This is a genomic window from Pseudoalteromonas sp. CR1, assembly GCF_019392235.1.
Taxonomy (GTDB): domain Bacteria; phylum Pseudomonadota; class Gammaproteobacteria; order Enterobacterales; family Alteromonadaceae; genus Pseudoalteromonas.
Genome location: NZ_JAHXRM010000014.1, coordinates 12,704 through 38,159, shown reverse-complemented (window position 1 = coordinate 38,159; position 25,456 = coordinate 12,704). Strand labels below are relative to the sequence as shown.

29 protein-coding genes are annotated in these 25,456 nt (G+C 40.7%); 10 read left to right on the top strand and 19 right to left on the bottom strand.

The genetic code is table 11. From position 1 onward, the window contains the following. Positions 1-77: 77 nt before the first annotated feature. The 3 genes from glnL to KZZ04_RS12875 are packed head-to-tail and all read left to right on the top strand — an operon-like array spanning position 78 to position 3,033. Positions 78-1,148 (top strand): nitrogen regulation protein NR(II), encoded by a 1,071-nt coding sequence (glnL, locus tag KZZ04_RS12885; RefSeq protein WP_058405929.1) that lies wholly within the window; start codon positions 78-80, stop codon positions 1,146-1,148. Between the two features lie 14 nt (positions 1,149-1,162). After that, positions 1,163-2,548, top strand: coding sequence for a nitrogen regulation protein NR(I) (gene ntrC, locus KZZ04_RS12880; RefSeq protein WP_058405928.1), 1,386 nt, complete (start codon positions 1,163-1,165; stop codon positions 2,546-2,548). A gap of 26 nt (positions 2,549-2,574) precedes the next feature. Beyond that, positions 2,575-3,033 (top strand): cyclic nucleotide-binding domain-containing protein, encoded by a 459-nt coding sequence (locus KZZ04_RS12875; RefSeq protein WP_058405927.1) that lies wholly within the window; start codon positions 2,575-2,577, stop codon positions 3,031-3,033. A 1-nt stretch (position 3,034) separates the two neighbouring features. Here KZZ04_RS12875 and KZZ04_RS12870 read toward each other — a convergent pair whose 3' ends face one another. Both KZZ04_RS12870 and KZZ04_RS12865 read right to left on the bottom strand, forming a co-directional pair. Then, the gene (locus KZZ04_RS12870; RefSeq protein WP_219422908.1) at positions 3,035-3,700 is read right to left on the bottom strand and encodes a hypothetical protein; all 666 of its coding nucleotides are present in this window, start codon (positions 3,698-3,700) and stop codon (positions 3,035-3,037) included. A gap of 55 nt (positions 3,701-3,755) precedes the next feature. Then, positions 3,756-4,043, bottom strand: coding sequence for a hypothetical protein (locus tag KZZ04_RS12865; RefSeq protein ID WP_058405925.1), 288 nt, complete (start codon positions 4,041-4,043; stop codon positions 3,756-3,758). A gap of 227 nt (positions 4,044-4,270) precedes the next feature. Here KZZ04_RS12865 and KZZ04_RS12860 point away from each other — a divergent pair, with 227 nt between their 5' ends. The 4 genes from KZZ04_RS12860 (at position 4,271) to KZZ04_RS12845 (ending at position 8,503) form a co-directional block, all read left to right on the top strand. Further along, entirely contained in the window at positions 4,271-4,654 is a 384-nt protein-coding gene (locus KZZ04_RS12860) for an RNA-binding S4 domain-containing protein (RefSeq protein ID WP_058405924.1), read from the top strand. A gap of 95 nt (positions 4,655-4,749) precedes the next feature. Next, the gene (locus KZZ04_RS12855; RefSeq protein WP_058405923.1) at positions 4,750-5,178 is read left to right on the top strand and encodes a hypothetical protein; all 429 of its coding nucleotides are present in this window, start codon (positions 4,750-4,752) and stop codon (positions 5,176-5,178) included. 199 nt (positions 5,179-5,377) lie between these two features. Beyond that, complete coding sequence (gene acnA, locus KZZ04_RS12850) at positions 5,378-8,122, top strand: aconitate hydratase AcnA (RefSeq protein WP_219422907.1); 2,745 nt, start codon at positions 5,378-5,380, stop codon at positions 8,120-8,122. 135 nt (positions 8,123-8,257) lie between these two features. After that, positions 8,258-8,503 carry a hypothetical protein gene (locus KZZ04_RS12845; protein WP_058405921.1) on the top strand — a complete coding sequence of 82 codons (246 nt, stop codon included), beginning with the start codon at positions 8,258-8,260 and terminating at the stop codon, positions 8,501-8,503. Positions 8,504-8,506: 3 nt separating this feature from the next. Here the strand turns inward: KZZ04_RS12845 and KZZ04_RS12840 are convergent, their stop codons facing one another. From KZZ04_RS12840 to KZZ04_RS12825, 4 genes are all read right to left on the bottom strand, one after another. Further along, entirely contained in the window at positions 8,507-9,049 is a 543-nt protein-coding gene (locus KZZ04_RS12840; RefSeq protein WP_058405920.1) for a DUF4124 domain-containing protein, read from the bottom strand. Positions 9,050-9,187: 138 nt separating this feature from the next. Beyond that, positions 9,188-9,928: a phosphoadenylyl-sulfate reductase gene (locus KZZ04_RS12835; RefSeq protein ID WP_058405919.1), complete on the bottom strand. Its 741-nt coding sequence runs from the start codon at positions 9,926-9,928 to the stop codon at positions 9,188-9,190. A gap of 42 nt (positions 9,929-9,970) precedes the next feature. Next, positions 9,971-11,668, bottom strand: coding sequence for an assimilatory sulfite reductase (NADPH) hemoprotein subunit (gene cysI / locus KZZ04_RS12830; RefSeq protein ID WP_058405918.1), 1,698 nt, complete (start codon positions 11,666-11,668; stop codon positions 9,971-9,973). A 60-nt stretch (positions 11,669-11,728) separates the two neighbouring features. Then, a complete protein-coding gene (locus KZZ04_RS12825) occupies positions 11,729-13,543 on the bottom strand; it encodes an assimilatory sulfite reductase (NADPH) flavoprotein subunit (RefSeq protein ID WP_058405917.1) in 1,815 nt (604 codons plus the stop codon). 304 nt (positions 13,544-13,847) lie between these two features. Here KZZ04_RS12825 and KZZ04_RS12820 point away from each other — a divergent pair, with 304 nt between their 5' ends. Beyond that, positions 13,848-15,464, top strand: a complete 1,617-nt coding sequence (locus KZZ04_RS12820) for an endonuclease (protein ID WP_219422906.1) — start codon at positions 13,848-13,850, stop codon at positions 15,462-15,464. 27 nt (positions 15,465-15,491) lie between these two features. Here the strand turns inward: KZZ04_RS12820 and KZZ04_RS12815 are convergent, their stop codons facing one another. Beyond that, the gene (locus KZZ04_RS12815) at positions 15,492-15,956 is read right to left on the bottom strand and encodes a hypothetical protein (RefSeq protein ID WP_219422905.1); all 465 of its coding nucleotides are present in this window, start codon (positions 15,954-15,956) and stop codon (positions 15,492-15,494) included. Between the two features lie 183 nt (positions 15,957-16,139). On the opposite strand from KZZ04_RS12815, the gene KZZ04_RS12810 reads away from it, so the two are divergent. Next, the gene (locus tag KZZ04_RS12810) at positions 16,140-16,685 is read left to right on the top strand and encodes a helix-turn-helix domain-containing protein (RefSeq protein ID WP_219422904.1); all 546 of its coding nucleotides are present in this window, start codon (positions 16,140-16,142) and stop codon (positions 16,683-16,685) included. Positions 16,686-16,690: 5 nt separating this feature from the next. Here the strand turns inward: KZZ04_RS12810 and KZZ04_RS12805 are convergent, their stop codons facing one another. From KZZ04_RS12805 to rpsJ, 12 genes are all read right to left on the bottom strand, one after another. After that, positions 16,691-17,452 carry a hypothetical protein gene (locus tag KZZ04_RS12805; protein ID WP_368735892.1) on the bottom strand — a complete coding sequence of 254 codons (762 nt, stop codon included), beginning with the start codon at positions 17,450-17,452 and terminating at the stop codon, positions 16,691-16,693. Between the two features lie 172 nt (positions 17,453-17,624). Continuing rightward, positions 17,625-17,882: a 30S ribosomal protein S17 gene (gene rpsQ / locus KZZ04_RS12800; RefSeq protein WP_006791355.1), complete on the bottom strand. Its 258-nt coding sequence runs from the start codon at positions 17,880-17,882 to the stop codon at positions 17,625-17,627. Then, positions 17,882-18,073 (bottom strand): 50S ribosomal protein L29, encoded by a 192-nt coding sequence (gene rpmC, locus KZZ04_RS12795; RefSeq protein WP_004588692.1) that lies wholly within the window; start codon positions 18,071-18,073, stop codon positions 17,882-17,884. The genes rpsQ and rpmC overlap by 1 nt, the downstream gene beginning before the upstream one ends. Continuing rightward, the gene (rplP, locus tag KZZ04_RS12790) at positions 18,073-18,486 is read right to left on the bottom strand and encodes a 50S ribosomal protein L16 (RefSeq protein ID WP_002957890.1); all 414 of its coding nucleotides are present in this window, start codon (positions 18,484-18,486) and stop codon (positions 18,073-18,075) included. The genes rpmC and rplP overlap by 1 nt, the downstream gene beginning before the upstream one ends. Positions 18,487-18,498: 12 nt before the next feature. Beyond that, entirely contained in the window at positions 18,499-19,200 is a 702-nt protein-coding gene (gene rpsC, locus KZZ04_RS12785; protein WP_006791356.1) for a 30S ribosomal protein S3, read from the bottom strand. Between the two features lie 11 nt (positions 19,201-19,211). Continuing rightward, on the bottom strand, positions 19,212-19,544 hold the full coding sequence (gene rplV, locus KZZ04_RS12780; RefSeq protein ID WP_006791357.1) for a 50S ribosomal protein L22: 333 nt from the start codon (positions 19,542-19,544) through the stop codon (positions 19,212-19,214). A gap of 13 nt (positions 19,545-19,557) precedes the next feature. Beyond that, on the bottom strand, positions 19,558-19,836 hold the full coding sequence (gene rpsS, locus KZZ04_RS12775; RefSeq protein WP_004588689.1) for a 30S ribosomal protein S19: 279 nt from the start codon (positions 19,834-19,836) through the stop codon (positions 19,558-19,560). Positions 19,837-19,851: 15 nt separating this feature from the next. Next, complete coding sequence (gene rplB / locus KZZ04_RS12770; RefSeq protein WP_006791358.1) at positions 19,852-20,676, bottom strand: 50S ribosomal protein L2; 825 nt, start codon at positions 20,674-20,676, stop codon at positions 19,852-19,854. A 15-nt stretch (positions 20,677-20,691) separates the two neighbouring features. Further along, positions 20,692-20,994, bottom strand: a complete 303-nt coding sequence (gene rplW / locus KZZ04_RS12765) for a 50S ribosomal protein L23 (protein WP_006791359.1) — start codon at positions 20,992-20,994, stop codon at positions 20,692-20,694. Further along, positions 20,991-21,596 carry a 50S ribosomal protein L4 gene (gene rplD, locus KZZ04_RS12760; RefSeq protein WP_006791360.1) on the bottom strand — a complete coding sequence of 202 codons (606 nt, stop codon included), beginning with the start codon at positions 21,594-21,596 and terminating at the stop codon, positions 20,991-20,993. Before rplD ends, rplW begins: the two co-directional genes overlap by 4 nt. Positions 21,597-21,613: 17 nt before the next feature. Continuing rightward, a complete protein-coding gene (rplC, locus tag KZZ04_RS12755; RefSeq protein ID WP_006791361.1) occupies positions 21,614-22,249 on the bottom strand; it encodes a 50S ribosomal protein L3 in 636 nt (211 codons plus the stop codon). Between the two features lie 27 nt (positions 22,250-22,276). After that, the gene (rpsJ, locus tag KZZ04_RS12750) at positions 22,277-22,588 is read right to left on the bottom strand and encodes a 30S ribosomal protein S10 (RefSeq protein WP_002957900.1); all 312 of its coding nucleotides are present in this window, start codon (positions 22,586-22,588) and stop codon (positions 22,277-22,279) included. Between the two features lie 420 nt (positions 22,589-23,008). On the opposite strand from rpsJ, the gene plsB reads away from it, so the two are divergent. Continuing rightward, a complete protein-coding gene (gene plsB, locus KZZ04_RS12745; protein WP_219422903.1) occupies positions 23,009-25,447 on the top strand; it encodes a glycerol-3-phosphate 1-O-acyltransferase PlsB in 2,439 nt (812 codons plus the stop codon). The last annotated feature ends 9 nt before the right edge of the window (positions 25,448-25,456 follow it).

The following is a 25,456-nucleotide window of genomic DNA, read 5'->3' as shown; positions in this document are numbered from 1 at the left end:
ACTTAATACTTAGGCGCAGCAGCTCATTTTAGATAAAACCTGGCCTGCAAACACCTGCGCACTAAAATGGTGCAAACATGATTAATAACGAAAATTTTAGCCCTGAATTACTTGATGCCATATGGCAAAATCAAACAACGTCGGTCATGCTTCTCGATAAAAACTTTACGGTTGTTTATGCAAATACCAGTACCAGTGAGTTACTTGGGCTTGCTACTAAACGCTTATTGAAACAGCCCTTTGATACCCTTTTTAATTACCATTCAATTGACTTAAAACGAATAGCGCAGTTTTCATTAATTGATGGTGTTGATTGCCAACAACACAGAGCTGACGTGGTGTTTAGCGATTCTCGCCATGCCAAAGTAAGCGTTAATTCAAGACGAATTAACTTTAAAGGGATTGCTTATATTTTATTAGAGTGTCGCCAAACAGACGACGAAATAAAACACGATCAGGCCTCAAATCAAATGCACCAATACCAAGCTGCACGCAATTTAATAAGAGGCTTAGCCCACGAAATTAAAAATCCTTTGGGTGGAATCCGCGGAGCGGCGCAGTTATTGCAATATGAGGTTGATCAGCAAGAAAGAAATCAATGCGCTGAGCTCATTATAGAGCAAGCAGACAGATTACGTGAATTAGTAGATAGACTTTTAGGGCCTAATCAGCTTCCGCAAAAATCTTACGTTAATATACACCAAGCGTTAGAGTCGGTTGTGAAGTTAAGCACACTCGATAATTGTACAAATATCGAATTGAAAAAAGACTACGACCCTAGTATCCCTGATGTGTTTATTGATCAGAGCAAAATACAACAAGTTGTTTTGAATATTGTTCGTAATGCTCAGCAGGCGCTTATTGATGGTGGTGAGATAAAAATAAAAACACGAATAAATCATCAGCATCGCCGCCCGGGTAAGGCTCCTAAAAAAGCCTTGTTGATCCAAATATCTGATAACGGACCAGGCATTGATCACAGCATACGTGAAACATTGTTCTACCCTATGATCACCAATAAAGAAGGTGGCTCTGGACTTGGACTCTCGATTGCGCAAACGCTTATTGATCAACACGATGGCTACATTGAATGTGATAGCTGGCCTGGACATACTGAATTTAATATCTATCTGCCTTTTGCAGATTAATGTTTGGAGTTTGCATGAAAACAGTTTGGCTTGTAGATGATGACGCATCAATTCGTTTTGTACTTGAAAAAGCACTAGAACGTTCTGGTTTTAATGTGGAAAGTTTTGCTAATGCGCAAGATGTACTTAATGCATTAAAATTTAGCCAGCCAGCTGTTTTGGTGTCGGACGTAAAAATGCCCGGTATGGACGGCATGGCGCTGCTTGAACTCATCGCAGAACAAAACCCTGGCTTACCAGTGATCATAATGACTGCACACTCAGACCTAGATTCAGCAGTGAATGCCTTTCAAAAAGGGGCATTTGAGTACTTAGCTAAACCATTTGATTTAAATGAAGCCGTTGCACTTGTTGAAAGCGCATTTAGAGCAAACTCCACAAAAAAAACCAAACGCAAACAAGCGCCACCTAAAAGTGCCCACATCATTGGTGAAGCACCGGCTATGCAAGAAGTATTTAGAGCGATAGGTAAACTGTCAGCATCAAGCATGAGTGTTTTGATTAATGGTGAGTCGGGTACAGGTAAAGAGCTCGTTGCAAGTGCACTGCACAACCATAGTCCCCGTAAAGAAAACCAGTTTATTGCCCTTAATATGGCCGCTATTCCAAAAGAATTAGTTGAGTCTGAACTGTTTGGCCATGAAAAAGGAGCATTTACTGGTGCCGATAGCGTACGAAAAGGTCGCTTTGAGCAAGCCAATGGCGGCACTTTATTTTTAGATGAAATTGGTGATATGCCGCTTGATGTGCAAACCCGTCTTTTACGCGTACTTGCCGATGGTGAATTTTACCGTGTAGGTGGGCATCAAAGTATCAAAGTCGATGTACGTATCATTGCAGCGACACATCAAAACTTAGAAGATCTCGTTAAACAAGGTAAGTTTAGAGACGATTTATTTCATCGATTAAATGTAGTTCGCCTTCGTTTACCTGCTTTACGTGAACGCACCGAAGATATTGAACGCTTAGCGCAACACTTTTTACATAAAAGCGCTAAAGATCTGCAAGTAGAAAGTAAAGTGTTGAGCCCTAAAGCCACTGAGCAACTTCGTTTATTTAACTGGCCAGGCAATGTTCGCCAGCTTGAAAACACCTGTCGTTGGTTAACGGTTATGGCACCAGGCGAGCTTGTTACAGAGCAAGATTTGCCCCCTGAAATTATTGAAGTAACACCAATACAAGTAGAAGGTGATTGGCTGGATGCTTTTCAGCAATGGCTTAATAATGAACTAAAACAAGGCAAAGAAAATATTTGGCCAGACATACAAGCACAGCTAGAAACACGATTAATTAAAACAGCACTTGCTAATTGTTCTGGTCACAAACAAGATGCGGCCATAAAAATAGGCTGGGGTCGCAATACATTGACCCGTAAATTAAAAGAGCGCAATATTAGTTAACAATGTGCATTAAATTTTGATATCGAATGAAATTAATCGAACATATTCCTTTATTCAAACAAATGGAAATAATTAACAGGCTGCATTTTTTTAAAGAGTTTACGCTTAACGAGCGTCAAATTTTATTAGAATCATATGGCCTGTTATATTTAGTTGGCCAACATCAATTTTTGTTTAAGCAGTTTGATAACGATAAACGATTATATATTGTACTTAGCGGTGCACTTTTAGTATTTAAACATAACCACTTACTAGAATTAAGCACTATAGAGCCTGGTGAATTTATAGGTGAAGGCGCATTTATAAATAACCGAGAGCGCAGTACAAGTGCTCGCGCCAAAACCGACACCATTGTCCTTGCTATCACTCCCGAAGCACTCACGCAATTACCCAATGTCATTCGAGAAAAAATTAAAGACCGTATTATTGAAGGTATGAGCGAGCGAATAACCAAGCTCAGTGACTATATAGAAAACCACGGTTAGTTCAATCCATATAAACAACCTGTAATGAGCAATCAAGCCAGCTTGGGTTATTGACATGGGCTGTAAATGTGAAAGTATCGGATGGCTTGGCGCCAAAGGGCGTATTTACAAGCGGCTGTGAGTGGCTATATGTTTGCGAATAATTTTTGTAATAAATGACAACGTAACCGTATAAAAACTCCCAACCTAACCTCACAATAGCGCCACTGGGTAAGGTAAAATCAGCATGCTTTTTGGTAAAGGAAACGATTAAATCATTGTACTTATCTTCGCTGCATTGGGTTGTTCTTAGCCGAGACGGCATAGTAAAAGCGCCTTCTCCATCAGTACTTTTTAAATAAAAGCCTATATTGCCATCGCCATAAAAATGATTTGATCGTGTGGTGTAGTTAATTTCGGGTTGATAACCTAGCTCTTGCATAATAATAGCTAACTGCTCAGTCTCTTTTTGATAAATCTTATTGCTTGATAAAAGCAATGTAGCTTCACCAAAATCAGATGGGATTTCTAGTTCTACATATTCATAAGGAAGGTTCTGTGCTTTTAGCGCAGCATCGAGCTGGTTGCGCTGTTCAACTTGCAAATTTTCACTAAAAACATAAACGGTGGGTTGCTGGCATGCGGCTAACATACATGCCAGTACACAAATTAAAAGTCCTTTTTTCATAGTCACCTCAATTGATTACAAATGTAGTCTATTAGAGGTAATGACTTATAGCAACCTAATTTATTTGGTTATTCAACCAAGCATCTACACTTTTGCGCGTATATAACACCTCTTTAAATAAGCGGTGACGTTCAAATTCCAAAACGCTTTTTTTGTTAGTATTGCCACTTAGTAACTGGCTGTGTGTATCGTTAAATTTTGAAATAACCGAAAACCCTCGCTCAGGTTTTTGGTCGTGTTTTTTTATTGATTTACTAAGGTGTTCCCTAACATCATCGGCAGTTAACATGTCTGAATGATTTAAGCCCATTAGCTCTTTTCTCATTGCTAATCTTACGCCCATTTTTTACTCCATGATTCTATGTATTCTAAATTCGACACAGCTATAGCAATTAGTAAGCCACCTACAAAAGTGACTCGCCGCAGCTTAACTAATAAATACTTCAGTTTTTTTAAGGAAGTCATTTTTTAAAAAATAATTAATACGTAAATTTGAGTGATTTGGTTTGGTGCATAATTGGCTGTATGCCTTTATACTACAGCCTATGCAAGCCTCCACCGAGAGTAAAAATGAACGAAGAATACATAGAAATAGAACTAGAAGAAGAGCCTATAGAGCTCTGTAAATTATTAAAAGTACTCAATTTAGTTGAAGGTGGCGGCCAAGCTAAAAACCTAATCACCGAAGGCTATGTGGGTGTTAACCATGAAATTTGTACAATAAAACGGAAAAAATTATACAGTGGTGATGTGCTTGAATTTGATGGCGAACTTTTTCAACTCTCTCTGAGTGAAGATGCAACCCCAGTACAAAAACCGATTGAACAAGCACCTGTTGAACCCAAGCAAAATACTTCAGCTGCGGAAAACCAACCAGCAAAAAGTAAGCGTAAACGTACTAAAAAGCCAAAGGTCGATGAAAAAACAGGACGACGCCCTATTTCATTTGGGTAAGCCCATAATCTGCACTACAAAAAAGGTCAACTTGTATAGTTGGCTTTTTTACTCTTTAATAACCTTGTTAATAATAATAAAAACAAGGTCACAACATGTCATCTCACACACCTAAAAACTGGTTTAAACCTGTAGCTTGGGCTGCTCTTATATGGAATTTATTGGGCGTTATAGCATTCATTATGCACATAATGACAAGCCCAGATATGATCAGTAAACTACCATTAGATCAACAAGCTGCATATTCAAACACCCCAATATGGGCCACCATTGCCTTTGCTGTTGCCGTTTTTGGCGGTGCCTTAGGCTGCGTATTTTTACTTGCTAAAAAATCGCTTGCAACACCTACTTTTGCTTTATCGCTCGGCGCGATAGTAATTCAGCAATACTACAACTTTTTTGTAATTGATAGCATTGCTCTACTCGGAGTAAGCTCGATTATCATGCCATCATTGGTAGTTGTCATTGCCTTAGCGCTTATTTATTTAAGTATAAAAGGCAAACAACAAGGCTGGCTAAACTAGCTTGATGGGGCCAGCTGAACAACGTTTTTTAGTTGTCATAGATGGTTTATTAAAATCATAATTTAAAACCTTACTCCCGACTCTAGCTGTTCATAAATGCAGCTATTTAAGGTTCGTTTATCATGGTATGCACTTTGCAATAACCTAATTACAGAGGTTACTTTTTAAAAAATTTAATTAGTTAAGAAGGGGCAAAATAATGAAAAATAGTTTCGATACCCAACATGAGCTCACAATTAATGGTGAGCAATATAATATACATTCTCTAAAAGGACTTGGCGACAAAGCAAAACGACTCCCATTCTCCTTAAAAGTCTTACTCGAAAATTTACTGCGCAACGAAGACGGCGAAAACATTAAAGAGCAAGATATTAATGCGCTACTAAATTGGGATCCAAAGGCAAAACCATCATCTGAAGTTGCATTTACCCCTGCACGGGTAGTAATGCAAGACTTTACTGGCGTACCTGCCATTGTTGATTTAGCTGCAATGCGAGATGCAATGGAAAAATTAGGTGGGGATCCTGCAAAAATTAATCCGCTTTCGCCTGCTGAGTTAGTGATAGACCATTCAGTTCAAGTAGACGGCTATGGTAATGACGGTGCCTTCGATTTAAACGCCAAACTTGAATACGACCGCAATAAAGAACGCTACGAATTTTTACGCTGGGGCCAAACGGCATTTGATAACTTAAAAGTGGTGCCTCCCGCAACCGGAATTGTTCACCAAGTTAATTTAGAATATCTAGCCCGTGTTATTTTCAATGAAGATAACAATGGTAAAAAGTTTGCCTACCCCGACACACTGGTTGGTACTGACTCGCACACCACCATGATTAATGGCTTAGGTGTACTTGGTTGGGGTGTAGGTGGCATTGAGGCTGAAGCTGCTATGCTTGGCCAGCCTATTAGCTTGCTCATTCCACAAGTAGTTGGTATGAAGCTTAGTGGCCGATTACCTGAAGGCACAACAGCAACCGATTTAGTGCTTACAGTAACTGAAATTTTGCGTAACCACGGTGTGGTCGGCAAGTTTGTGGAATTTTATGGCGATGGCCTTGCAGATCTCCCCCTTGCTGATAGAGCAACCATTGCAAACATGGCACCCGAATATGGCGCTACATGTGGTATTTTTCCAATTGATGATGAAACCATTAATTATTTACGCCTCACCAACCGCGATGAAGACCAACTAAAACTTATTGAAGATTACGCAAAACACCAAGGCCTGTGGCGTAACGATGGCGACGAAGCTCGCTATACCGACACACTAGAACTAAAGCTCGATGATGTTGTACCAAGCCTTGCTGGCCCTAAACGCCCACAAGACAGAATAGCGCTCAACAAAGCCGGCGAGGAAATTTCTCAACATTTAAAAGGTTTCCAAGAAGAGCGTATCGCACATCGCGATAAAAGTGATGATGAGCAATCGCGTATCGAAAGCGAAGGCCCCACAACCAACCCTGATGAACCTGTAAACGAAGCACAATTTATGGGGGCGGCAAAAGTTAATTACAAAGGCCAAGAGTTTGAACTTAACGACGGTGCCTGCGTTATTGCAGCTATTACAAGCTGTACTAATACCTCTAATCCAAGTGTTATTTTAGCCGCGGGCCTTGTGGCTAAAAAAGCAAAACAACTCGGTATTAATGTTAAACCTTGGGTTAAAACCTCACTTGCACCAGGCTCTAAAGTGGTCACTGACTACTTAGACAAAGCAGGTTTGATGGACGACTTAGAAAGCTTAGGTTTTAATTTAGTGGGTTACGGTTGCACCACCTGTATTGGTAACTCTGGACCGCTAGCTGATGAAATCTCACAAGCTATTCAAAAACACAAGCTGGTAGTCAGCTCTATCTTATCAGGTAATCGTAATTTTGAAGGGCGTATACACCAAGATGTTAAAATGAACTTTTTAGCGTCACCTCCTTTAGTTGTTGCTTACGCAATTGCAGGTAGAACAGACATAGATGTTTATAACGAGCCTCTTGCACAAGATGAAAACGGTAACGATATTTACCTTAAAAACATTTGGCCAAGCGTAAAAGAGGTTAGCGATTTAGTAAAAGAGACGGTTACCAAAGAAATGTTTGCCAAAAGCTACGCCAATGTTTATGAAGGCGACAGCCGTTGGCAACAAATTCAAATACCTGATGGTAAATTATATGATTGGAACGACGCATCTACCTATATTAAAAAAGCACCATTTTTTGATGGCATGACCGTAGAGCCACCTGGCATTCCTACTATTGAAGGAGCGCGCTGCTTAGCTAAGCTAGGAGACTCGGTTACAACCGATCATATTTCGCCTGCTGGCGCAATTAAAGCCGAAGCACCTGCTGGGCTTTACCTGCAAGAACACAATGTAGAAAAAGCACAATTTAATTCTTACGGCTCTCGTCGTGGTAACCATGAAGTAATGATGCGTGGCACCTTTGCTAACGTGCGACTAAAAAACTTGTTAGCACCGGGCACAGAAGGCGGTGTAACACGCACGCAACCAGACAATAGCTTAGAAAGTATCTACGATGCAGCTATGGCATATCAAAAAAATGATACACCACTTATTATTTTGGCCGGAAAAGAATATGGAACAGGCTCGTCTCGCGATTGGGCTGCGAAAGGCTCATTACTGTTGGGTGTAAAAGCCGTTTTTGCACAAAGTTATGAACGTATTCACCGCTCTAACTTAATCGGGATGGGTGTACTGCCATTACAATTTAAAGAGGGTGAAAGTTATGAGTCACATGGTTTAACAGGACAAGAAGAGTTTGATATTCAAGGCCTGTACGATAAAACCGACGAAGTTACACTGGTGGCTACAAATGCCGATGGCAAACAAACAAGCGTAAAAGCCGATGTACGTATTGATACACCTAAAGAGTGGGATTACTACAAGCATGGCGGTATTTTACAGTATGTACTGCGTAATATGCTTAACTAAGCTGCGTAGTGAATGATTCAAAGGCCTTATGGTTAAAAACCATGAGGCCTTTTTTATAACTGTCTTATTATTGCGCTGCATCAATATGCAAAACACATAGCTTAATACACTGGTACCATAACCAGTGGGGGCGTTATGTCGCATGTAACTATTATTAGAGTACTTAAAACATCCATCGTGCTTGGCTTATGCCTTATAATTACGGGCCATGCACTTATCATATCTAATGGGTTTAATGAGCAATTTGGTATTAACGGCATTATTGCATCCGCAGCTTGCATTGCAGTGGGCATATTATTATCACTTCCCACCAAAATATATCTAACCATATTACTAATGGAAGTTGAAAAACGTTATACCCGCTCTCGTACTCATGAATAGCGCTTAAAGCACACTTAAATTATTAATTTCTTTATTACGTTTTTCTAATTTTTTTTCGATGTTTTCTGCGTCTTCAAACAGCTTTTTAATCGATTCAGGGTTTAATATTGAAGGAGCCTGTGTATTAGCTGACATCTCATTAGTGCTAGATTCTAAATTTAAAATAGAGGTATCTTCTGCACCAATCACGGTTATGTCTTCAGGGTTAAGGGTTAATTCTATACTTTTTCCATTCGGATTAGGGCTATCTGAATAATGCCATTGGCCTGTTTCATCTTGCCACTTATAAATTGTACTTGAAGATGTCACTGTTGATGTATTGCTTGAAATGCCACTGGTAATTTTATCCCCAGCCTGCTGGATGCCTTTTACAGCTTGATCAAGCGTATTGGTTGATAGCGCCACCATTTGTTCTTTAATTTGCTGGGTTTCTTTGCTAACTGTTGAACCAGAAAGCCAAGTTTGGCCGTCGGGCTTTTTTAAATAAAACAATGATATGACAGCAATAACCATGACTGATATTGCTAAATAGGTAAAGTATTTCATAGCGTTCCTGCTTTTGTTATTCCATTAAGTTGATAGTAGTAAATAAAGTACAATCAAGCAATTTATTATCAAAATCTAAGCAATAAAAAACGCAGCTTATGCTGCGTTATAGTGTGGTTAAACAACGTCTTAATCGTGTTAAATCCCATCGCCGTCCATATGAAGACCACATTCGCGATTTAAACCAAAAAAGCGTGTTTCTTCTTCGGTCATACCCGGCTCTAATTTACGCGTAGTGTGTACATCTCCCATTGACACATACCCTTGCTCCCATAACGGGTGGTAAGGCAAATCATGCTTAGTCAGGTATTGATAGACATCACGGTTTGACCATTCAATAATGGGGTATACCTTAACCGTACCTCTGCTAATTTCTACAAACTGCTTATCTGCTCGTGTTGATGACTGGTCGCGACGCAAACCACTAAACCAGGTGCCCGCTTCAATTTCTTTTAACGCACGGGTCATTGGCTCAACTTTATTGAGCTGGTTATATTGCTTAATACCGTCTTCACCTTGCTCCCAAAGTTTTCCAAACTTAGCTTCTTGCCATGCTGGGCTCAGCTGCGCTTTGTACACCTTTAAATTAAGTGACAAACGTTCGCTCATTTGCTCAATAAATTGATACGTTTCAGGAAACAAATAGCCAGTATCAGTCAATACCACAGGAATATCTGGGCGCTGGGTCGTCACTAAATGCAGCATTACCGCAGCTTGAATCCCAAAGCTTGAGGATAAAAACGCAGTGTCGGGTAAATTTTCAAGTGCCCACGCAACGCGTTCCTCTGCGTTCATATCTGCTAGTAAACCATTAGCATCAGCCAACATAGCCGCTTGGCTTTGTTTATCTAGCTGTAATATATTTTTAAATTCACTCATGGAAAATTCCAAGCCTCACCAGCGCCATGCGCTGGTATCAAATTATGCGTGAAAGTCGGTTACTGATACTTTTACTTCAGCAACAATGCCTTTGCGAATTACAAAGTCACCAAAACACTCACCGTCGTTACGTTCGCTTGCCCATTGGCCTATTAACTTGTCAAACGCCTCTAGGTAAACATCTTCGCCTACGTTTTCTAGGTACAATTTAGGAATGCGTGTACCTTCAAGGTTACCGCCTAAGTAAACGTTATATTTACCAGGGCCTTTACCTACTAAACCGGCCTCTGCAAGCATTGCGCGGCCACACCCATTTGGACAACCCACAACACGCATAATAATGCTGTCGTCTGGAATGCCGTGTTTAGCGAGTAAAGCTTCAGTTTTTTCAATCAAGCTCGGTAAGTAACGCTCAGCTTCAGCCATTGCTAGCGGGCATGTGGGTAATGCCACACAGGCCATTGAATTTTTACGTTGCTCTGTATCACCGTCGTCAATCAACCCATGATTGCGAGCAATTTCTTCAATCACTGCTTTTTGATCGGCAGGTACACCAGCAATTATTAAGTTTTGGTTAGCCGTCATACGCATATCACCTTGGTGAACTTCTGCAATTTTACGACAACCTGTTTTAAGTGGCTTACCTGGGTAGTCTAAAATACGGCCGCTTTGAATAAATAGCGTTAAGTGGTGCTTACCATCAATGCCTTCTACCCAGCCAATACGATCACCTCGATGAGTAAACTCATACGGGCGGCTCGGTGCAAAGTTAACGCCTGCGCGTTTTTCTACTTCGGCTTTAAATACGTCAGACCCAACACGGTCTAGTGTGTATTTAGTTTTTGCATTTTTACGGTTTGAGCGGTTACCCCAATCGCGCTGAACAGATACAACGTGCTCTGCAATTTTTAGCGTGTCTTCTAGGCTAATAAAGCCAAAGTCGTCAGCCTTACGCGGATACGTAGCCGTATCGCCGTGGGTCATCGCAAGGCCACCACCTACAAGTACGTTAAAGCCAACAAGCTTGCCGTCTTCTGCAATAGCGACAAAGTTTAAATCGTTAGCATGAACATCAACCTCGTTATTAGGCGGAATAGTGACGGTTGTTTTAAACTTACGTGGTAAATAATTAGACCCTAAAATAGGCTCTTCTGTTGTTTCTGCTTTTTCGCCGTTTAACCAAATTTCAGCATACGCTTTTGTTTTTGGTAACAAGTGCTCTGAAATTTTAGCAGCCCACTCATACGCTTCTTGATGTAGCTCAGACTCAACCGGGTTGGTAGTACACAACACATTACGGTTTACATCGCCCGCAGTTGCAATTGAATCAATACCCACACTGTTTAACATTTGGTGCATGCCTTTAATATTTGGCTTTAATACACCATGGAACTGAAACGTTTGACGCGTAGTTAAACGAATGCTGCCGTAGCTAGTTTTCTCATCAGCAAATTTATCAATTGCTAACCATTGCTCTGGCTTAATAATACCGCCAGGCATACGCGCACGTAGCATTACGTTATGTAATGGCTCAAGCTTTTGTTTAGCGCGCTCTGGACGAATATCGCGGTCGTCTTGCTGATACATGCCATGAAAACGAATTAACTGGAAGTTATCAGCAGTGAAACCACCGGTTATCTCATCTTTTAAGTCTTGCTCTATAGTGCCTCGTAAAAAGTTACTTTCTCTTTTCAAACGCTCGTTATCAGAAAGCTTTACGTTTTTATCTTGTTCGCTCATTTTAAATCCTAAATTTGTTACAGTGACGGCTGTTAGCTGTTAATAAAATAAGAAACGTGATTAATACACGTCTTTCTGATAGCGGTTTGCGCTACGCAGGTCTTTTAAATATTGCTCTGCGTCTTCATCGTTTTTGCCGGTATTTTCTTTAATGATATCAACCAATGCTTGATGTACATCTTTTGCCATGCGGTTTGCATCACCACACACATAAAAGTGAGCGCCAGCTTCTAACCACTCAAAAACATCTTTTGAGTTTTTACGAAGCTTGTCTTGTACATAGATTTTTTCGGCTTGGTCGCGACTAAATGCCACGTCTACTTTGCTCAATAAGCCCGATTTTAAATACCCCTGAATCTCAACTTGGTATAAAAAGTCTTGTGTAAAATGAGGGTTACCAAAAAACAGCCAGTTTTTACCTTGTGCTTCACGCGAGTCACGCTCTTGTAAAAAAGCACGGAATGGCGCAATACCGGTGCCCGGACCCACCATGATGATAGGTGTTTCATCGTTAGTAGGTAAACGGAAGTTATCATTATGCTCGCTGAATACTTTGACCTTGCTGCCTTCTTCTGCACGGCGCGCTAAATAACCAGAACAACCACCTAAGTGCTCGCTATCAAAGGTGTCAAACTCAACGAGTCCTACTGTTAAATGCACTTCGTCTTCAACTTCGCTTTGGCTAGAAGCTATAGAATATAAACGAGCCTGAAGCTTACGTAAGCAATCAACTAATGTTTGTGCATCTAGTTTTGCTGGATTTTGACGAATAACATCAAATATTTGGCGTGGTTCAATGTATGCACGCATCGCCGCTTTATCTTCTACTAGCTTTAATAGTTCAGGTGTACCTGTTGCTGTTGCGTATTTTTCAACAAAGCCAGGGTATGACTGAGTTAACTCTAATTTTTCAATAAGTGCATCACGAACGCTTAGCTCTTCATTCGCTACTTTAACGCGACTAGAGCCATCAATTTGGGTAAGTGCTAGTACTTCATCAACTAACGCCTCATCATTTAAAAAGTACACACCCAGCGAGTCACCTGGTGTGTAAGTGATATCAGAGCCTTCAAGCGATATTTCTACATGGCGTACATCTTTTGTTGAATCACGCCCAGTAATTTTTTGAACTGCTAATAATTCGGCTTCAAATGGATTTTGCTTTGTGTACTGGCTAGCTACAGGCATTGGCGCGCCAAATGGCACAACGGCGGCTTGGCCCCCTGCGTTACCCTGTTGCGCTTTTAAATCTGGTTCAAATGCATCCAATGCGCCTTGAATCCATGTTGCAGCTTCTTCTTCGTAGTCAACGTCTAAATCAGCACGTTGATAAACCGACTCAGCGCCTAACTTATTTAAGCGCTCTTCAAAATCTTTTGCGGTTTGGCAGAAAAACTCATAGCTAGAATCGCCTAAGCCAATAACAGCTATTTTAACACCGTCGAGTTTAGGGGCTTTTTTGGTCGCTAAAAATGCATGCAAAGTCTCGCCATCTTCAGGCGGCTCACCTTCACCATAAGTAGATACAACAACGGTTAAAAACTTTTCTTTTTTCAGGGCCGTTGGCTTGTAATCAGACATACTTACTAACTTAGCTGATAAACCACGTGATTCAGCTTGCTCTTTCATTTGGGTTGCAACACCTTTTGCATTTCCCGTTTGTGAGCCGTATAAAATAGTTAGTACTGCTGCATCACCAGAAACTGACGCCCCAGCTGTAGGCATACCAAGCGCTGAGGCATTAGCATTAGCTGCTAAGTAACCACTTACCCATGCTTGTTGAATTGGATTAAGTTCAGCCACTAAACCTTGCAGCTTTTGAACTTGATCTTGCGATAGCGGGCTTGCCGCAGCATTTAGTTGACCTAACAACATTTATCGATTCCCCATAACCCTGAAAATTAAGCACAACACACACCGTGTATTGTTAAAAATGAGTTTTTCCTCAACCAATATAAAGTTTGCTGAGGTTTTCTTACTGTGCAGGATAACGGGCTATCCGCTTATCAAAAAAGAATAGAATCTGCTTTGATATTCCATTTAGTTATTAATTTTAAAAAACACCTAAAAAAACAGATTAAAGAGTGATTATTGCTTTTTATTAAATTTTAAATTAACAATTTTGTAACCTAAACAAAGTAATGTATATTATTCACTCATTATAAAAATAGGAACAATCATGTCACACGGGACATATAAAAATAAACTATTCGGAACAGCCTTATTACTAGGCACACTTCCGGTAATGGCAAATTTAGAAAACGGTAGTTTTGAGCAATGGTCAGGCAATACACCTGACGCATGGAGCACGATAGATAGCGGCATTAGCCTATCGCGCTCAACAAATATTGTTAAAACAGGTAATAGCGCTGCAGCAGTTAATGTAACCACAGGCTCTCAGGCTAACACCGATTTATTACAACAAATAACGGTAGAAGCAGGGAAAACCTATGTGTTTTCAACTGATGTCTACCACACAGAAGGAAAAATTAAAGCCCGTTTATTCGTAGATGGTTACCAAGGCTACTCCAATAATACGCAAACTAACCAGTGGCAAACAATTAGCCACAGCTATACAGCAAGTAGTAATAAAACCATTAATGTTGGTCTACGCTTTTATGATGTTAGTGGCTTTGATGGCAGTGAACTTGTTTATATAGATAACTTTTTACCTACAAGTAACGACAGCAGTTCAGGAAGTTGTTCGAGCAATAGTCTCTCTTTTAGTTTGACGACAGACAATTATGGTAGCGAAACAAGCTGGGCTATTAATAATAACCAAGGTAGTACGGTTGCCAGTGGTAGTGGTTATGCGTCTAATACACAATACAACGAAGCGTTGTGTTTAGCTGATGGCGCCTATACCTTTACTATTAACGACAGCTACGGTGATGGTATCTGTTGTAGTTTTGGTAGTGGTAATTATGCACTCACTAGTGGTGGTTCAACCATTGCAAGTGGAGCAAGTTTCAGCAGCACTGAAAGCACCTCATTTTCGCTTGGCGGTGGCTCTGGTGGCACCCCGACCACACCAACGGGTTATTATGTTACAGCACAAGGCCTAACCGGTTATGCACTGAAAACAGAGCTTTATAACATCATTAATAATCATAGTTCGCAGGGGTACTCTGCGATATGGGACTTTTATGATTCATCGGCTCGCGATACATATTTTGAAAACGATAATAGTATTTTAGATATGTACAGCGAAAAGCCAAATGGCAGCGATAGCTACACATACACAGCTGTTAGCGATCAATGTGGCAATTATAGTGGTGAAGGTGGTTGTTACAACCGTGAGCATTCGTTCCCTAAAAGTTGGTTTGGCGGTACCAATGAGCCTATGAACTCAGATGTTCATCATATTTATGCAACCGATGGCTATGTAAACTCTAAACGCAGCAACTTCCCGTTTGGTGAAGTAGCAAGCGCCACATTTACATCAACTAATGGCAGTAAGTTAGGCTCTGCAAGTAGTACCATTAATTACACGGGCACAGTGTTTGAACCCATTGATGAATTTAAAGGTGACTTTGCGCGCGCCTATTTTTACATGGCTACACGCTACGAAAATGTGATTGGGACGTGGCAAAATAATACCACTGCAAGTAATGCCGTTCTTAACGGCACCAGTACGCAGGTATTTGAAAGCTGGGTTGTTGCTATGTTAATCAACTGGCATAACGCAGACCCTGTTAGCCAAATGGAAATAGACCGAAACCAAGCAGCATTTGAATTCCAAGGTAACCGTAATCCGTTTATCGACTACCCTGAATTTGTAGAAATGATTTGGTAATAAATATAGCCTCAGCCAAGGCTGAGGCTATTTAAAGCTCGCCTGACCAAGTGCAATAGACTCATAGCGCTTTCCCGTTAATTTAATCACCCATACGCTGTCTGTAAATGTACGGCTAAAATACACCGTTTGCCCATTGGGAATATTAGGCATGAAAGAGGTAATAGACTGCCAATCGCTATCTACTTTTTCTTTGATCTTCATGCTCGCATTATAATAACTTCCTTGCTCGTTTGTTTTTACCTCAAGTGCTGTTAACTGTTCGCCGTCGCCTATTTCTATTAATGCACGTTTGTTTAAGTTAGCTAATAACTGAGGTTGATGGATAGGTTGTAGGGTGTTTAATGTTTCATCTATGTTGCTATCTATGGTTATTTTACTTTCTAGCTTGTAAATAGTGGCTTTAATTGCAAATACTGGTTCTGCAATACAGGCTGAAGATAAAAGCCCCAGAGTAATCCCCATTACGGCTTTATAAAAATACATTTTCATTCGTTATACTCCTTTATCATTTAGTCAGCCTAGCATAACCAATTTATCACCTATTAAAACTTAACTTATTAATATTCATAATATTCTTTTAATTCATAGTGATGAATATTGCTTATTGGGCTATTTAAACACACCATTTTTAGCGATAATAAATAGATGAGTATTAAAAGGTAAGGAAGCAACTTGTCGCTAGCAATTGAGCTAAAGCAGTTAAGAGCAAATAAAAAATGGACCCAAGCATTTGCTGCACGCGAGATTGGTATTCAACAATCTTACTTATCTAAGCTTGAAAATGGACAATTTATTCCGTCCGCTGAGGTAATTGAAAAGCTCGAACTTTGCTATGGCAAAACGTGTTTAGATAAGTATTTACCATCAAAAACATTACAAAGCACACAGATTAAAAAAAGGCTGTTTGTAAGTTTAATTATGCTCATTACTGGTCTCGTAATGTGGTTATGCGCAACCTATGAAATTTTCTACCCAGAGACTTACTTTACTTATCAGGCCAAATTAGGCGATTTTGTAGCATTCAACGTCAGTCAGCACTACCAAGGCGAGCGATTTATTGAAGGTGATGTTATTTACCAAATTTTAGGTGAGAGACAAGTTAGCCGGATTGAAAACCGCTTTTTAATTGTAGGCTCTATACTTTGTATTTTGCTATCCGTTGTCGTTGCCGCTTTTTCTAAAAAGCATTTATTAATTAAGCTTCTTAATAAAGTTTAAACAGATTACCTAATGGGCTTTTTAGCGTTCCACTTATCCATTATTTTATTATATAAAATACGATCGTTATCTTTGCATGGCCTTGGCGATCCCGTTGGTAAGCCTACTTTACCCATAACACTCTTAAAATCAATTTTGTAGCACATACCTTTGTACATTTCCATCCGCTGACTACCATCTGCGCTTTGCCACAATACCGCGGATTTAAAATCACTAGAATGCTCAATTGGAACCGTTATTTGTTGGTGATTCTTGCTCTTTGGCAAAGTTGCTATCTGCGGGAAATCAAAGGATACAATAGCATTACTGGAAGTAGAAAGCTGAGTTATTGGTGCGTACGGATCAATTTTTTTAAATGACTGCTGCTGAGTTTTTGAATTAACCTTATTCTTTATAGGCTCAATAGTGGCTTTATTTACATTATGCTTTTTTCTATCAGTACTTATGGCAATGCTTTTACTTGTCTCAGTGGTATTCTCTGGTAAATTTAATTTTAATCGCTGAGCGTTCTCTAAGTCACGTTCTTTAAGCGGCTTAAGTGTTAACTCACTTGCATCAAACTCGGTATCATTTTCAGGGAATGAAGTATTCGGCTGTTTACTTTTTGTATGGCTAGGTAATGTTGTCAGGTCCACCATTACATACGCTTTTATCACTTTGCCTGCGTATGGTTGTGCTATCTCAAGCGTTTGCCTTGAAACCAAATAAATAACAACAATATGCAAACCAATTGATATACCCCACGCTTTATAGTTACCTTTCAACACATCAACTTCCTGTAAACCGTTTACTTTATGAGTATAACTGTGCAGGTTTAGTTCATTTACAAAGATACATTGTCGGTCTAAAAATCATCAATACGTTGCTTTACTACAGTACTAAATACAAAAAGCCCCAGCTAATGCCGGGGCTTTTTTACAAAACTAACTTAATTAAAAATTAAGCTTGTTTTGGACTAGAAACAACGTCTACTAAAGTCCAAGATTTATTCTTAGAAATTGGTGCACATTCACGGATAGTAACTACGTCACCCGCTTTTGCTGTGTTGTTTTCGTCATGTACGTGTAGCTTAGTTGTACGTTTAATGAATTTCCCATAGATTGGGTGCTTCACGTAACGTGCGATTGCGATAGTGAAAGATTTTTCCATCTTGTCGCTAACTACACGGCCTTGAAGAGTACGAATTTTATCGCTCATTATTGACCTGCCTTCTGGTTAATAATTGTTTTTACACGCGCGATATCGCGACGTACTGTTCTTAGCGTGTGTGTCTGAGCTAACTGACCAGTGCTTGCTTGCATGCGCAGGTTAAACTGCTCACGAAGAAGTCCTAGAAGTTCAGCATTAAGCTCTTCTACGCTTTTGTCTTTTAGTTCGCTTGCTTTCATCACATTACCGTCCGAGTTACGAAAGTTGTTTTGAATGGCAGTTTACGAGCTGCAAGGTCGAATGCTTCACGAGCAAGCTCTTCAGAAACACCTTCCATTTCGTAAAGTACTTTACCAGGCTGAATTTCAGCAACCCAATATTCAACAGAACCTTTACCTTTACCCATACGAACTTCAAGAGGTTTTTCTGTAATCGGTTTGTCAGGGAAGACACGGATCCAGATTTTACCTTGACGTTTCACGTGACGCGTCATAGCACGACGAGCTGCTTCGATTTGACGAGCAGTCATGCGGCCACGGCCAGTAGCTTTCAATCCGAAAGTACCGAAGCTTACTTTGTTACCGTTTTGCGCTAAACCGCGGTTGCGGCCTTTGTGCATTTTACGGAATTTTGTACGTTTTGGCTGTAACATTACTCGCTACCTCTACTTAGCACTTTTCTTGGCTTTCTTTGGCGCGCGTTTAGCTGGCTTCTCTTGCTCTTGTACTAGTGGTAAACCACCAATAACTTCGCCTTTGAAGATCCAAACTTTAACACCAATGATACCATAAGTGGTTAAGGCTTCAGAAGTTGCGTAGTCGATATCAGCACGAAGAGTATGTAGAGGTACACGACCTTCACGATACCATTCTGAACGTGCGATTTCTGCGCCGCCAAGACGACCGCTAACTTCAACTTTAATCCCTTTTGAACCGATGCGCATTGCATTTTGTACCGAACGCTTCATAGCGCGACGGAACATAACACGACGCTCTAGCTGAGAGGCAATGCCGTCTGCTACTAGTTGTGCATCAAGTTCTGGCTTACGTACTTCAGAGATATTAATCTGAGCAGGTACACCAGCGATTTTAGTTACTGCTTGACGTAATTTTTCTACGTCTTCGCCTTTTTTACCGATAACAACACCCGGACGAGCCGTGTGGATTGTTACGCGGATTGATTTTGCTGGACGCTCAATAACGATTTTAGACACAGAAGCCGTTTTTAATTCCTTTGTAAGGAATGCACGAACTTTGTGATCGCCAAAAAGCTGATCAGAGAAATCTTTAGAACTCGCGTACCAGGTAGAAACCCAAGGTTTAGATATACCTAGGCGAATACCAGTAGGATGAACTTTTTGTCCCATTACTTATACTCCTAGCTATCTGAAACCATAACAGTGATATGGCTTGTACGCTTAAGGATGCGGTCTGCGCGTCCTTTAGCACGAGGCATAATACGTTTCATTGTAGGACCATCGTCCACAAAGATCGTAGTTACACGAAGCTCATCAATGTCAGCACCTTCGTTATGCTCTGCGTTAGCAATAGCAGACTCAAGTACTTTCTTAACTAATACAGCCGCTTTTTTCGGGCTGTACGCCAGGATTTCTAGTGCGCGATCGACAGGTAACCCGCGGATCTGATCTGCAACTAGACGTGCTTTTTGCGCCGAACCAGAGGCGAATTTATGTTTAGCTAATGCTTGCATTTATCTTCCCCTCTTAACGTTTCTTCGCTTTCTTATCCGCAGCATGGCCACGGTAAGTGCGAGTTGGTGCAAATTCACCTAGTTTGTGACCGATCATTTCGTCAGAAACGAAAACTGGTACGTGCTGGCGACCATTATGGACAGCAATGGTCAATCCGATCATGTTAGGTATGATCATTGAACGACGGCTCCAAGTTTTAATTGGCTTTTTCTCACCGCTTTCCAAAGCTTTCTCTACCTTCTTCAGCAAGTGTAGGTCTATAAAAGGACCCTTCTTGAGAGAGCGTGGCATGGCTATTCCTCAATATTACTTAGTACGACGACGTACTATAAATTTATCCGTACGCTTGTTCTTACGCGTCTTCGCACCCTTAGTCGGCTTACCCCATGGAGACACAGGGTGACGACCACCAGAAGTACGACCTTCACCACCACCGTGTGGGTGATCAACCGGGTTCATGGCAACACCACGAACTGTCGGACGAATACCACGCCAGCGGTTTGCACCTGCTTTACCAAGTGAACGAAGCATATGCTCAGCATTGCCAACTTCACCAAGTGTAGCACGACAATCAGCTTCAACTTTACGTACTTCGCCTGAACGAAGACGTAATGTTACATACTGACCATCACGTGCAAGAATTTGAACGTAAGCACCAGCAGAACGTGCGATTTGTGCACCTTTACCTGGTTTTAATTCTACGTTGTGAACAGTCGAACCTACAGGCATATTACGCATTGGTAGTGCATTACCAGCTTTGATTGGTGCATCAACACCAGACTGGATTGCATCACCAGCTTTTAAGCCTTTAGGTGCGATAATGTAACGACGCTCACCGTCTGCATATAATACAAGAGCGATGTTTGCGCTACGATTTGGATCGTATTCTAAACGTTCAACAGTAGCTGGAATGCCATCTTTAGTACGTTTAAAATCGATTAAACGGTAATGATGTTTATGACCACCACCGATATGACGAACCGTAATACGACCATTGTTATTACGACCACCTGATTTAGAGTTTTTCTCTAAAAGTGGTGCGTATGGCTTACCCTTATGTAAATCAGAGTTAACCACTTTAACTAGGTGACGACGACCCGCAGAAGTAGGCTTACACTTTTGAAGTGCCATAATTCTATCCCCTTATTACTCGGCGCCGCCGACAAAGTCTAGCTCGCTGCCTTCTTTAAGAGTAACGTAAGCTTTCTTCCAGTCGCTACGACGACCGAAACGCATGCCAGTACGTTTTGTTTTACCCTTAACGTTAAGTGTGCGAACACCCGTTACTTCTACTTCAAAAAGCTTCTCAACTGCTGCTTTAATTTCAGCTTTAGTTGCGTCATTTACTACTTTGAAAACAATCGTGTTGTTTTCTTCAGCAGCAATTGTGCTTTTTTCAGAGATGTGTGGAGCAAGGATCACTTTTAAAAGACGTTCTTCACGGATCATGCTAGCGCCTCCTCAAGTTGCTTAACAGCAGCGGCTGTAATAAGTACCTTGTCGAAAGCAATTAAGCTTACAGGATCGATACCAGCTACATCACGCGTGTCAACCTTATAAAGGTTACGTGCTGATAAGAAAAGATTTTCATCTACTTCTTCAGTCACGATAAGTACATCTTTAAGCTCAAGCTCTTTTAGCTTAGCTACTAGATCTTTAGTTTTTGGTGCTTCAAGACCAAAACTCTCAACAACGATTAAACGCTCTTGACGAACTAGTTCAGATAGGATGCTTTTGATCGCACCACGGTACATTTTACGGTTTACTTTTTGGCTGTGGTCTTGTGGTTTAGCTGCGAAGCTAACGCCACCTGAACGCCAAATTGGACTACGGATTGTACCAGCACGTGCACGGCCAGTACCTTTTTGAGCCCATGGTTTTTTACCACCACCGCTTACTTCAGAACGTGTCTTCTGAGCACGAGTACCTTGACGAGCACCTGCTGCGTAAGCAACAACTACTTGGTGTACTAATGCTTCGTTAAACTCACGTCCAAAAGTAGCTTCAGAAACTTCAAGAGCGCCAGAAGCGTCTTTGATTGCTAATTCCATCACTAAATCTCCAGGACTTATGCTTTAACAGCTGGTTTAACGATAACGTCACCGCCGATAGATCCAGGTACTGCACCTTTCACTAAAAGCAAGTTACGCTCAGCGTCAACGCGAACTAGTTCTAAGTTTTGAGTCGTTACACGCTCAGCACCCATATGACCGGCCATTTTCTTACCTTTAAACACCTTACCAGGTGATTGGTTTTGACCGATTGAACCAGGAGCACGGTGAGATAGAGAGTTACCATGTGTAGCGTCTTGCATGCTGAAATTCCAGCGCTTAACACCACCTTGGAAACCTTTACCTTTAGAAGTACCGGTTACGTCAACCTTGTTGATTTCGTTGAATAACTCAACAGTAAGCTCTGCGCCTACTTCAAAATCGCCTTCACCACCGTTAAGGCGGAATTCCCACAGACCGCGACCCGCTTCAACGCCAGCTTTAGCGAAGTGACCCGCTGAAGCTTTGTTTACACGACTTGCTTTTTTAGTGCCTGCGGTTACTTGAAGCGCGTTATAACCGTCTGTTGCGTCAGATTTGATCTGAGCAATGCGGTTAGGTGTCGCTTCAATAACTGTCACAGGGATAGATACACCATCTTCAGTGAAGATTCGTGTCATACCCACTTTACGACCGACTAGACCTAATGCCATTTTCCTAAAACCTCTCTAATCTTCCGATTAACCCAGGCTGATTTGAACATCAACACCAGCAGCAAGATCTAAACGCATAAGAGCGTCAACAGTCTTGTCAGTTGGTTCTACGATGTCTATCAGACGTTTATGGGTGCGGATTTCGTACTGATCACGCGCATCTTTGTTTACGTGCGGTGATGTAAGTACAGTAAAACGTTCAAAGCGTGTAGGTAGTGGGATTGGACCACGTACTTGTGCGCCAGTGCGTTTCGCAGTTTCCACGATTTCTGCCGTTGATTGGTCAATCAAACGGTGGTCAAAAGCTTTTAGGCGAATACGAATGCGTTGATTTGACATTCTTAACCTCAATATAAAGAGCATTTAAAAGAGCATAAAAAAACGACCGAAACAATCTCAATAACTAAGATGCCGGCTGTTTGATTATATCTACGTTGAGTTCCAAATCGGAACTCCTGTTTATTAGCTTGAAATCCAAGCTTAATTTATCCTTCCTAGTTCCCGGGGGAATTTTGAAAGCCTGCGTATTATAGAGGTATTGGTGATAAATGCAACAACTAATTCAAAACAATCTATGAGTGATTAATTCGTTTAAATAAGTGCCTGCTTCTATTATATGACTATACTGGAACTAAATTTTTCTACGAAGGTCAATAGCAGCATTAACTAATCTCATTTCGTAAAGAAGCGATTTTTTAGATAATATGATATCCTATCACGCTAATTTTGCTTTTTTAACACCCTCAATATGGTGAGTCGATGCGTATTTTTAATTATTGTTTAAACGTTTTATCTGCTGGATTTAGTCGCTTATTTGTAAAAAGCAAAGTCCTCCCAGGAAACCCTATTAAACAGTACGATTTAAATCCTGATTACCCTACATTTTATATAGTGCGTTTAAACTCTCGTTTTGATCTTGCAGCGCTTGCTCATGCTTGTAAAAAACACGGGTTGCCCAGTCCAACTGAAGAGCAAATATTAGGTGATGAGCATTTAGATCGGTTTATTGGTATTAAAAATCCACCACCTTTATTTGGTGATACAGCAAAACCTACTAACGCGCTGGCACAAGGTAAGCAAATAATTGACCACCTTATAAATAGTGGCCAAAAAAATGTACAAGTGATACCGGCAACTATTTTATGGGGGCGCGACCCAGGTAAAGAAAAACCAGGATTACGTACATTAATAACGCACTCGGTTACACCAAGCTGGTTTAGAAAATTTTTTGTGGTGTTATTTTCTGGTCGCGATAACTTTATTCGCTTTAGTCAACCTCTCGACTTATCACTTATTGTAAATGAAAAAGCCGATGTAAATGAGCTACCACAAAAATTACTACGTGTTGCCCGGGTTCACTTTAAGCGTCAAAAACTGGCAGCCACTGGCCCTAAAATGCCATCGCGCGAGCAGCTCTTTAATTCACTATTGGCCTCTCCTACCATTAAAAAAGCCATTCAGGATGAAGCAAAAGCTAAAAATATTAGCCAAACCGAAGCACGTCAAAATGCGCTTAAGCTACTTGATGAAATAGCCGCAAACTATTCTGAAGCCATGATCCGCGTTGCTGATCGCTTTTTAACATGGCTTTGGCATAAGCTATATAACGGTATAAATATAAAACATACAGAGCAATTGCATGAGTTAACAAATAAAGGACATGAAATTATTTACATGCCTTGTCATCGTAGCCACATGGACTACTTGCTTCTTACCTACTCTATTTACCATTTAGGTTTAGTGCCGCCACATATTGCCGCAGGCGTTAACCTTAACTTTTTCCCAGCAGGCGGTATATTCCGCCGCTCTGGTGCGTTTTTCATTCGCCGCTCATTTGCAGGTAATAAACTGTACTCTGCTATTTTTAAAGAATATTTGAGCCAATTATTTATTAAAGGTTACTCTGTTAAGTTTTATACAGAAGGTGGACGAAGCCGCACGGGGCGTTTGTTACCTCCTAAAACAGGTATGCTTGCAATGACCTTTCAAGCAATGCTACGTGGTATTGACCGACCGGTATCGATAGTCCCTGTATATATTGGCTACGAACATGTGATGGAAATAAATACGTACCTTAAAGAGCTTGCTGGAAAAGATAAAAAAGGCGAGTCAATATTTGGTATTTTTAAAGCGATAAAAAACCTTAAAAACTATGGCCGTGGTTACCTTAATTTCGGCGATCCTATTTCGGTTAATCAATATTTAAACGATAACCAACCCGACTGGCGCGACGCGATTCACCCAACTGACGTACAAAAACCTCAGTGGTTAGGCCCACAAGTCGCAGCTTTAGCAGACCAAGTTATGGTTAAAATTAATAATGCAGCTGCATTAAATGCTGTTAACTTATTAGCGATGGTGTTGCTAGTAAACGACAAGCACGCATTAAGTAAACCAAAGCTATTAGCCCAGCTTGATTTTTACTTACGCTTGCAGCGTGATGCTAGTTATAGCGACAAAGTAACCGCGCCAGACGAAACACCGGAGCAACTACTTACGCACGCTTTAAAACTTAATAAGTTTGATGTGATAAGCGATGAGTTTGGCGAGATTATTGCCATTAGCGATAAAGAAAAAACACTTTTTAACTACTACCGAAATAATATTTTGCACCTATTTGCGGTACCTAGCTTACTGGCATTGCACTTATTCAAGCAGCACACAACAACGATTAAGCAATGCGAACAATTAGTACATTCGTTTTATCCGCTATTTGCCAAGGAGTGGTATTTACAGCCCCTTGATGAAAACTATATCACTCGTATTTTAGCGAACTTTGCTGACCAAAATTTAATTGAATTTGATGGTGACAATATACATATCACCAACACTAACGATTGTTTAGCAAAATTAGAAATGCTAGGACGAGCACTCAGCTTTACCCTGCAACGTTATGCTATTGTTATTGGTTTTATACAAACGAGTGATGGAATAGAAAAAGCAGAGCTTGAACGTGAAAGCCAAGTATTAGCCCAGCGTTTAGGCACGTTACATGGCATTAAAACACCAGAATTTTTTGATAAAAAAGTACTTGTTGGTTTTATCGATAACTTACGTGGTGAAGGGCTGGTTACAGAGGGCGATAATGGCTTGGTGGGCAGTACGCAATTATGCGAAACCTATTCACAACTTAAAACATTGCTACCTGCCCGCATATGGCAATCAATTAGCGACATTGTTCAAGACCAGTGTAACTAGCCGCTAAAA

Bases quoted from the DNA above. Each gene is read 5' to 3' on its own strand.
- rplP (WP_002957890.1), bottom strand. From the start codon at position 18,486: ATGTTACAGCCAAAACGTACAAAATTCCGTAAAATGCACAAAGGCCGC.
- KZZ04_RS12840 (WP_058405920.1), bottom strand. From the start codon at position 9,049: ATGAAATACTTTACCTATTTAGCAATATCAGTCATGGTTATTGCTGTC.
- rpmC (WP_004588692.1), bottom strand. From the start codon at position 18,073: ATGAAAGCAAGCGAACTAAAAGACAAAAGCGTAGAAGAGCTTAATGCT.
- KZZ04_RS12835 (WP_058405919.1), bottom strand. From the start codon at position 9,928: ATGAGTGAATTTAAAAATATATTACAGCTAGATAAACAAAGCCAAGCG.
- glnL (WP_058405929.1), top strand. From the start codon at position 78: ATGATTAATAACGAAAATTTTAGCCCTGAATTACTTGATGCCATATGG.
- acnA (WP_219422907.1), top strand. From the start codon at position 5,378: ATGAAAAATAGTTTCGATACCCAACATGAGCTCACAATTAATGGTGAG.
- rpsC (WP_006791356.1), bottom strand. From the start codon at position 19,200: ATGGGACAAAAAGTTCATCCTACTGGTATTCGCCTAGGTATATCTAAA.
- KZZ04_RS12815 (WP_219422905.1), bottom strand. From the start codon at position 15,956: ATGAAAATGTATTTTTATAAAGCCGTAATGGGGATTACTCTGGGGCTT.
- KZZ04_RS12875 (WP_058405927.1), top strand. From the start codon at position 2,575: ATGAAATTAATCGAACATATTCCTTTATTCAAACAAATGGAAATAATT.
- rplB (WP_006791358.1), bottom strand. From the start codon at position 20,676: ATGGCACTTCAAAAGTGTAAGCCTACTTCTGCGGGTCGTCGTCACCTA.
- cysI (WP_058405918.1), bottom strand. From the start codon at position 11,668: ATGAGCGAACAAGATAAAAACGTAAAGCTTTCTGATAACGAGCGTTTG.
- rpsS (WP_004588689.1), bottom strand. From the start codon at position 19,836: ATGCCACGCTCTCTCAAGAAGGGTCCTTTTATAGACCTACACTTGCTG.
- KZZ04_RS12860 (WP_058405924.1), top strand. From the start codon at position 4,271: ATGAACGAAGAATACATAGAAATAGAACTAGAAGAAGAGCCTATAGAG.
- rpsJ (WP_002957900.1), bottom strand. From the start codon at position 22,588: ATGTCAAATCAACGCATTCGTATTCGCCTAAAAGCTTTTGACCACCGT.
- rplC (WP_006791361.1), bottom strand. From the start codon at position 22,249: ATGGCATTAGGTCTAGTCGGTCGTAAAGTGGGTATGACACGAATCTTC.
- KZZ04_RS12855 (WP_058405923.1), top strand. From the start codon at position 4,750: ATGTCATCTCACACACCTAAAAACTGGTTTAAACCTGTAGCTTGGGCT.
- KZZ04_RS12825 (WP_058405917.1), bottom strand. From the start codon at position 13,543: ATGTTGTTAGGTCAACTAAATGCTGCGGCAAGCCCGCTATCGCAAGAT.
- rplV (WP_006791357.1), bottom strand. From the start codon at position 19,544: ATGCAAGCATTAGCTAAACATAAATTCGCCTCTGGTTCGGCGCAAAAA.
- KZZ04_RS12845 (WP_058405921.1), top strand. From the start codon at position 8,258: ATGTCGCATGTAACTATTATTAGAGTACTTAAAACATCCATCGTGCTT.
- KZZ04_RS12870 (WP_219422908.1), bottom strand. From the start codon at position 3,700: ATGAAAAAAGGACTTTTAATTTGTGTACTGGCATGTATGTTAGCCGCA.
- ntrC (WP_058405928.1), top strand. From the start codon at position 1,163: ATGAAAACAGTTTGGCTTGTAGATGATGACGCATCAATTCGTTTTGTA.
- rpsQ (WP_006791355.1), bottom strand. From the start codon at position 17,882: ATGAGCGATAAAATTCGTACTCTTCAAGGCCGTGTAGTTAGCGACAAG.
- rplD (WP_006791360.1), bottom strand. From the start codon at position 21,596: ATGGAATTAGCAATCAAAGACGCTTCTGGCGCTCTTGAAGTTTCTGAA.
- rplW (WP_006791359.1), bottom strand. From the start codon at position 20,994: ATGATCCGTGAAGAACGTCTTTTAAAAGTGATCCTTGCTCCACACATC.
- KZZ04_RS12865 (WP_058405925.1), bottom strand. From the start codon at position 4,043: ATGGGCGTAAGATTAGCAATGAGAAAAGAGCTAATGGGCTTAAATCAT.
- plsB (WP_219422903.1), top strand. From the start codon at position 23,009: ATGCGTATTTTTAATTATTGTTTAAACGTTTTATCTGCTGGATTTAGT.
- KZZ04_RS12820 (WP_219422906.1), top strand. From the start codon at position 13,848: ATGTCACACGGGACATATAAAAATAAACTATTCGGAACAGCCTTATTA.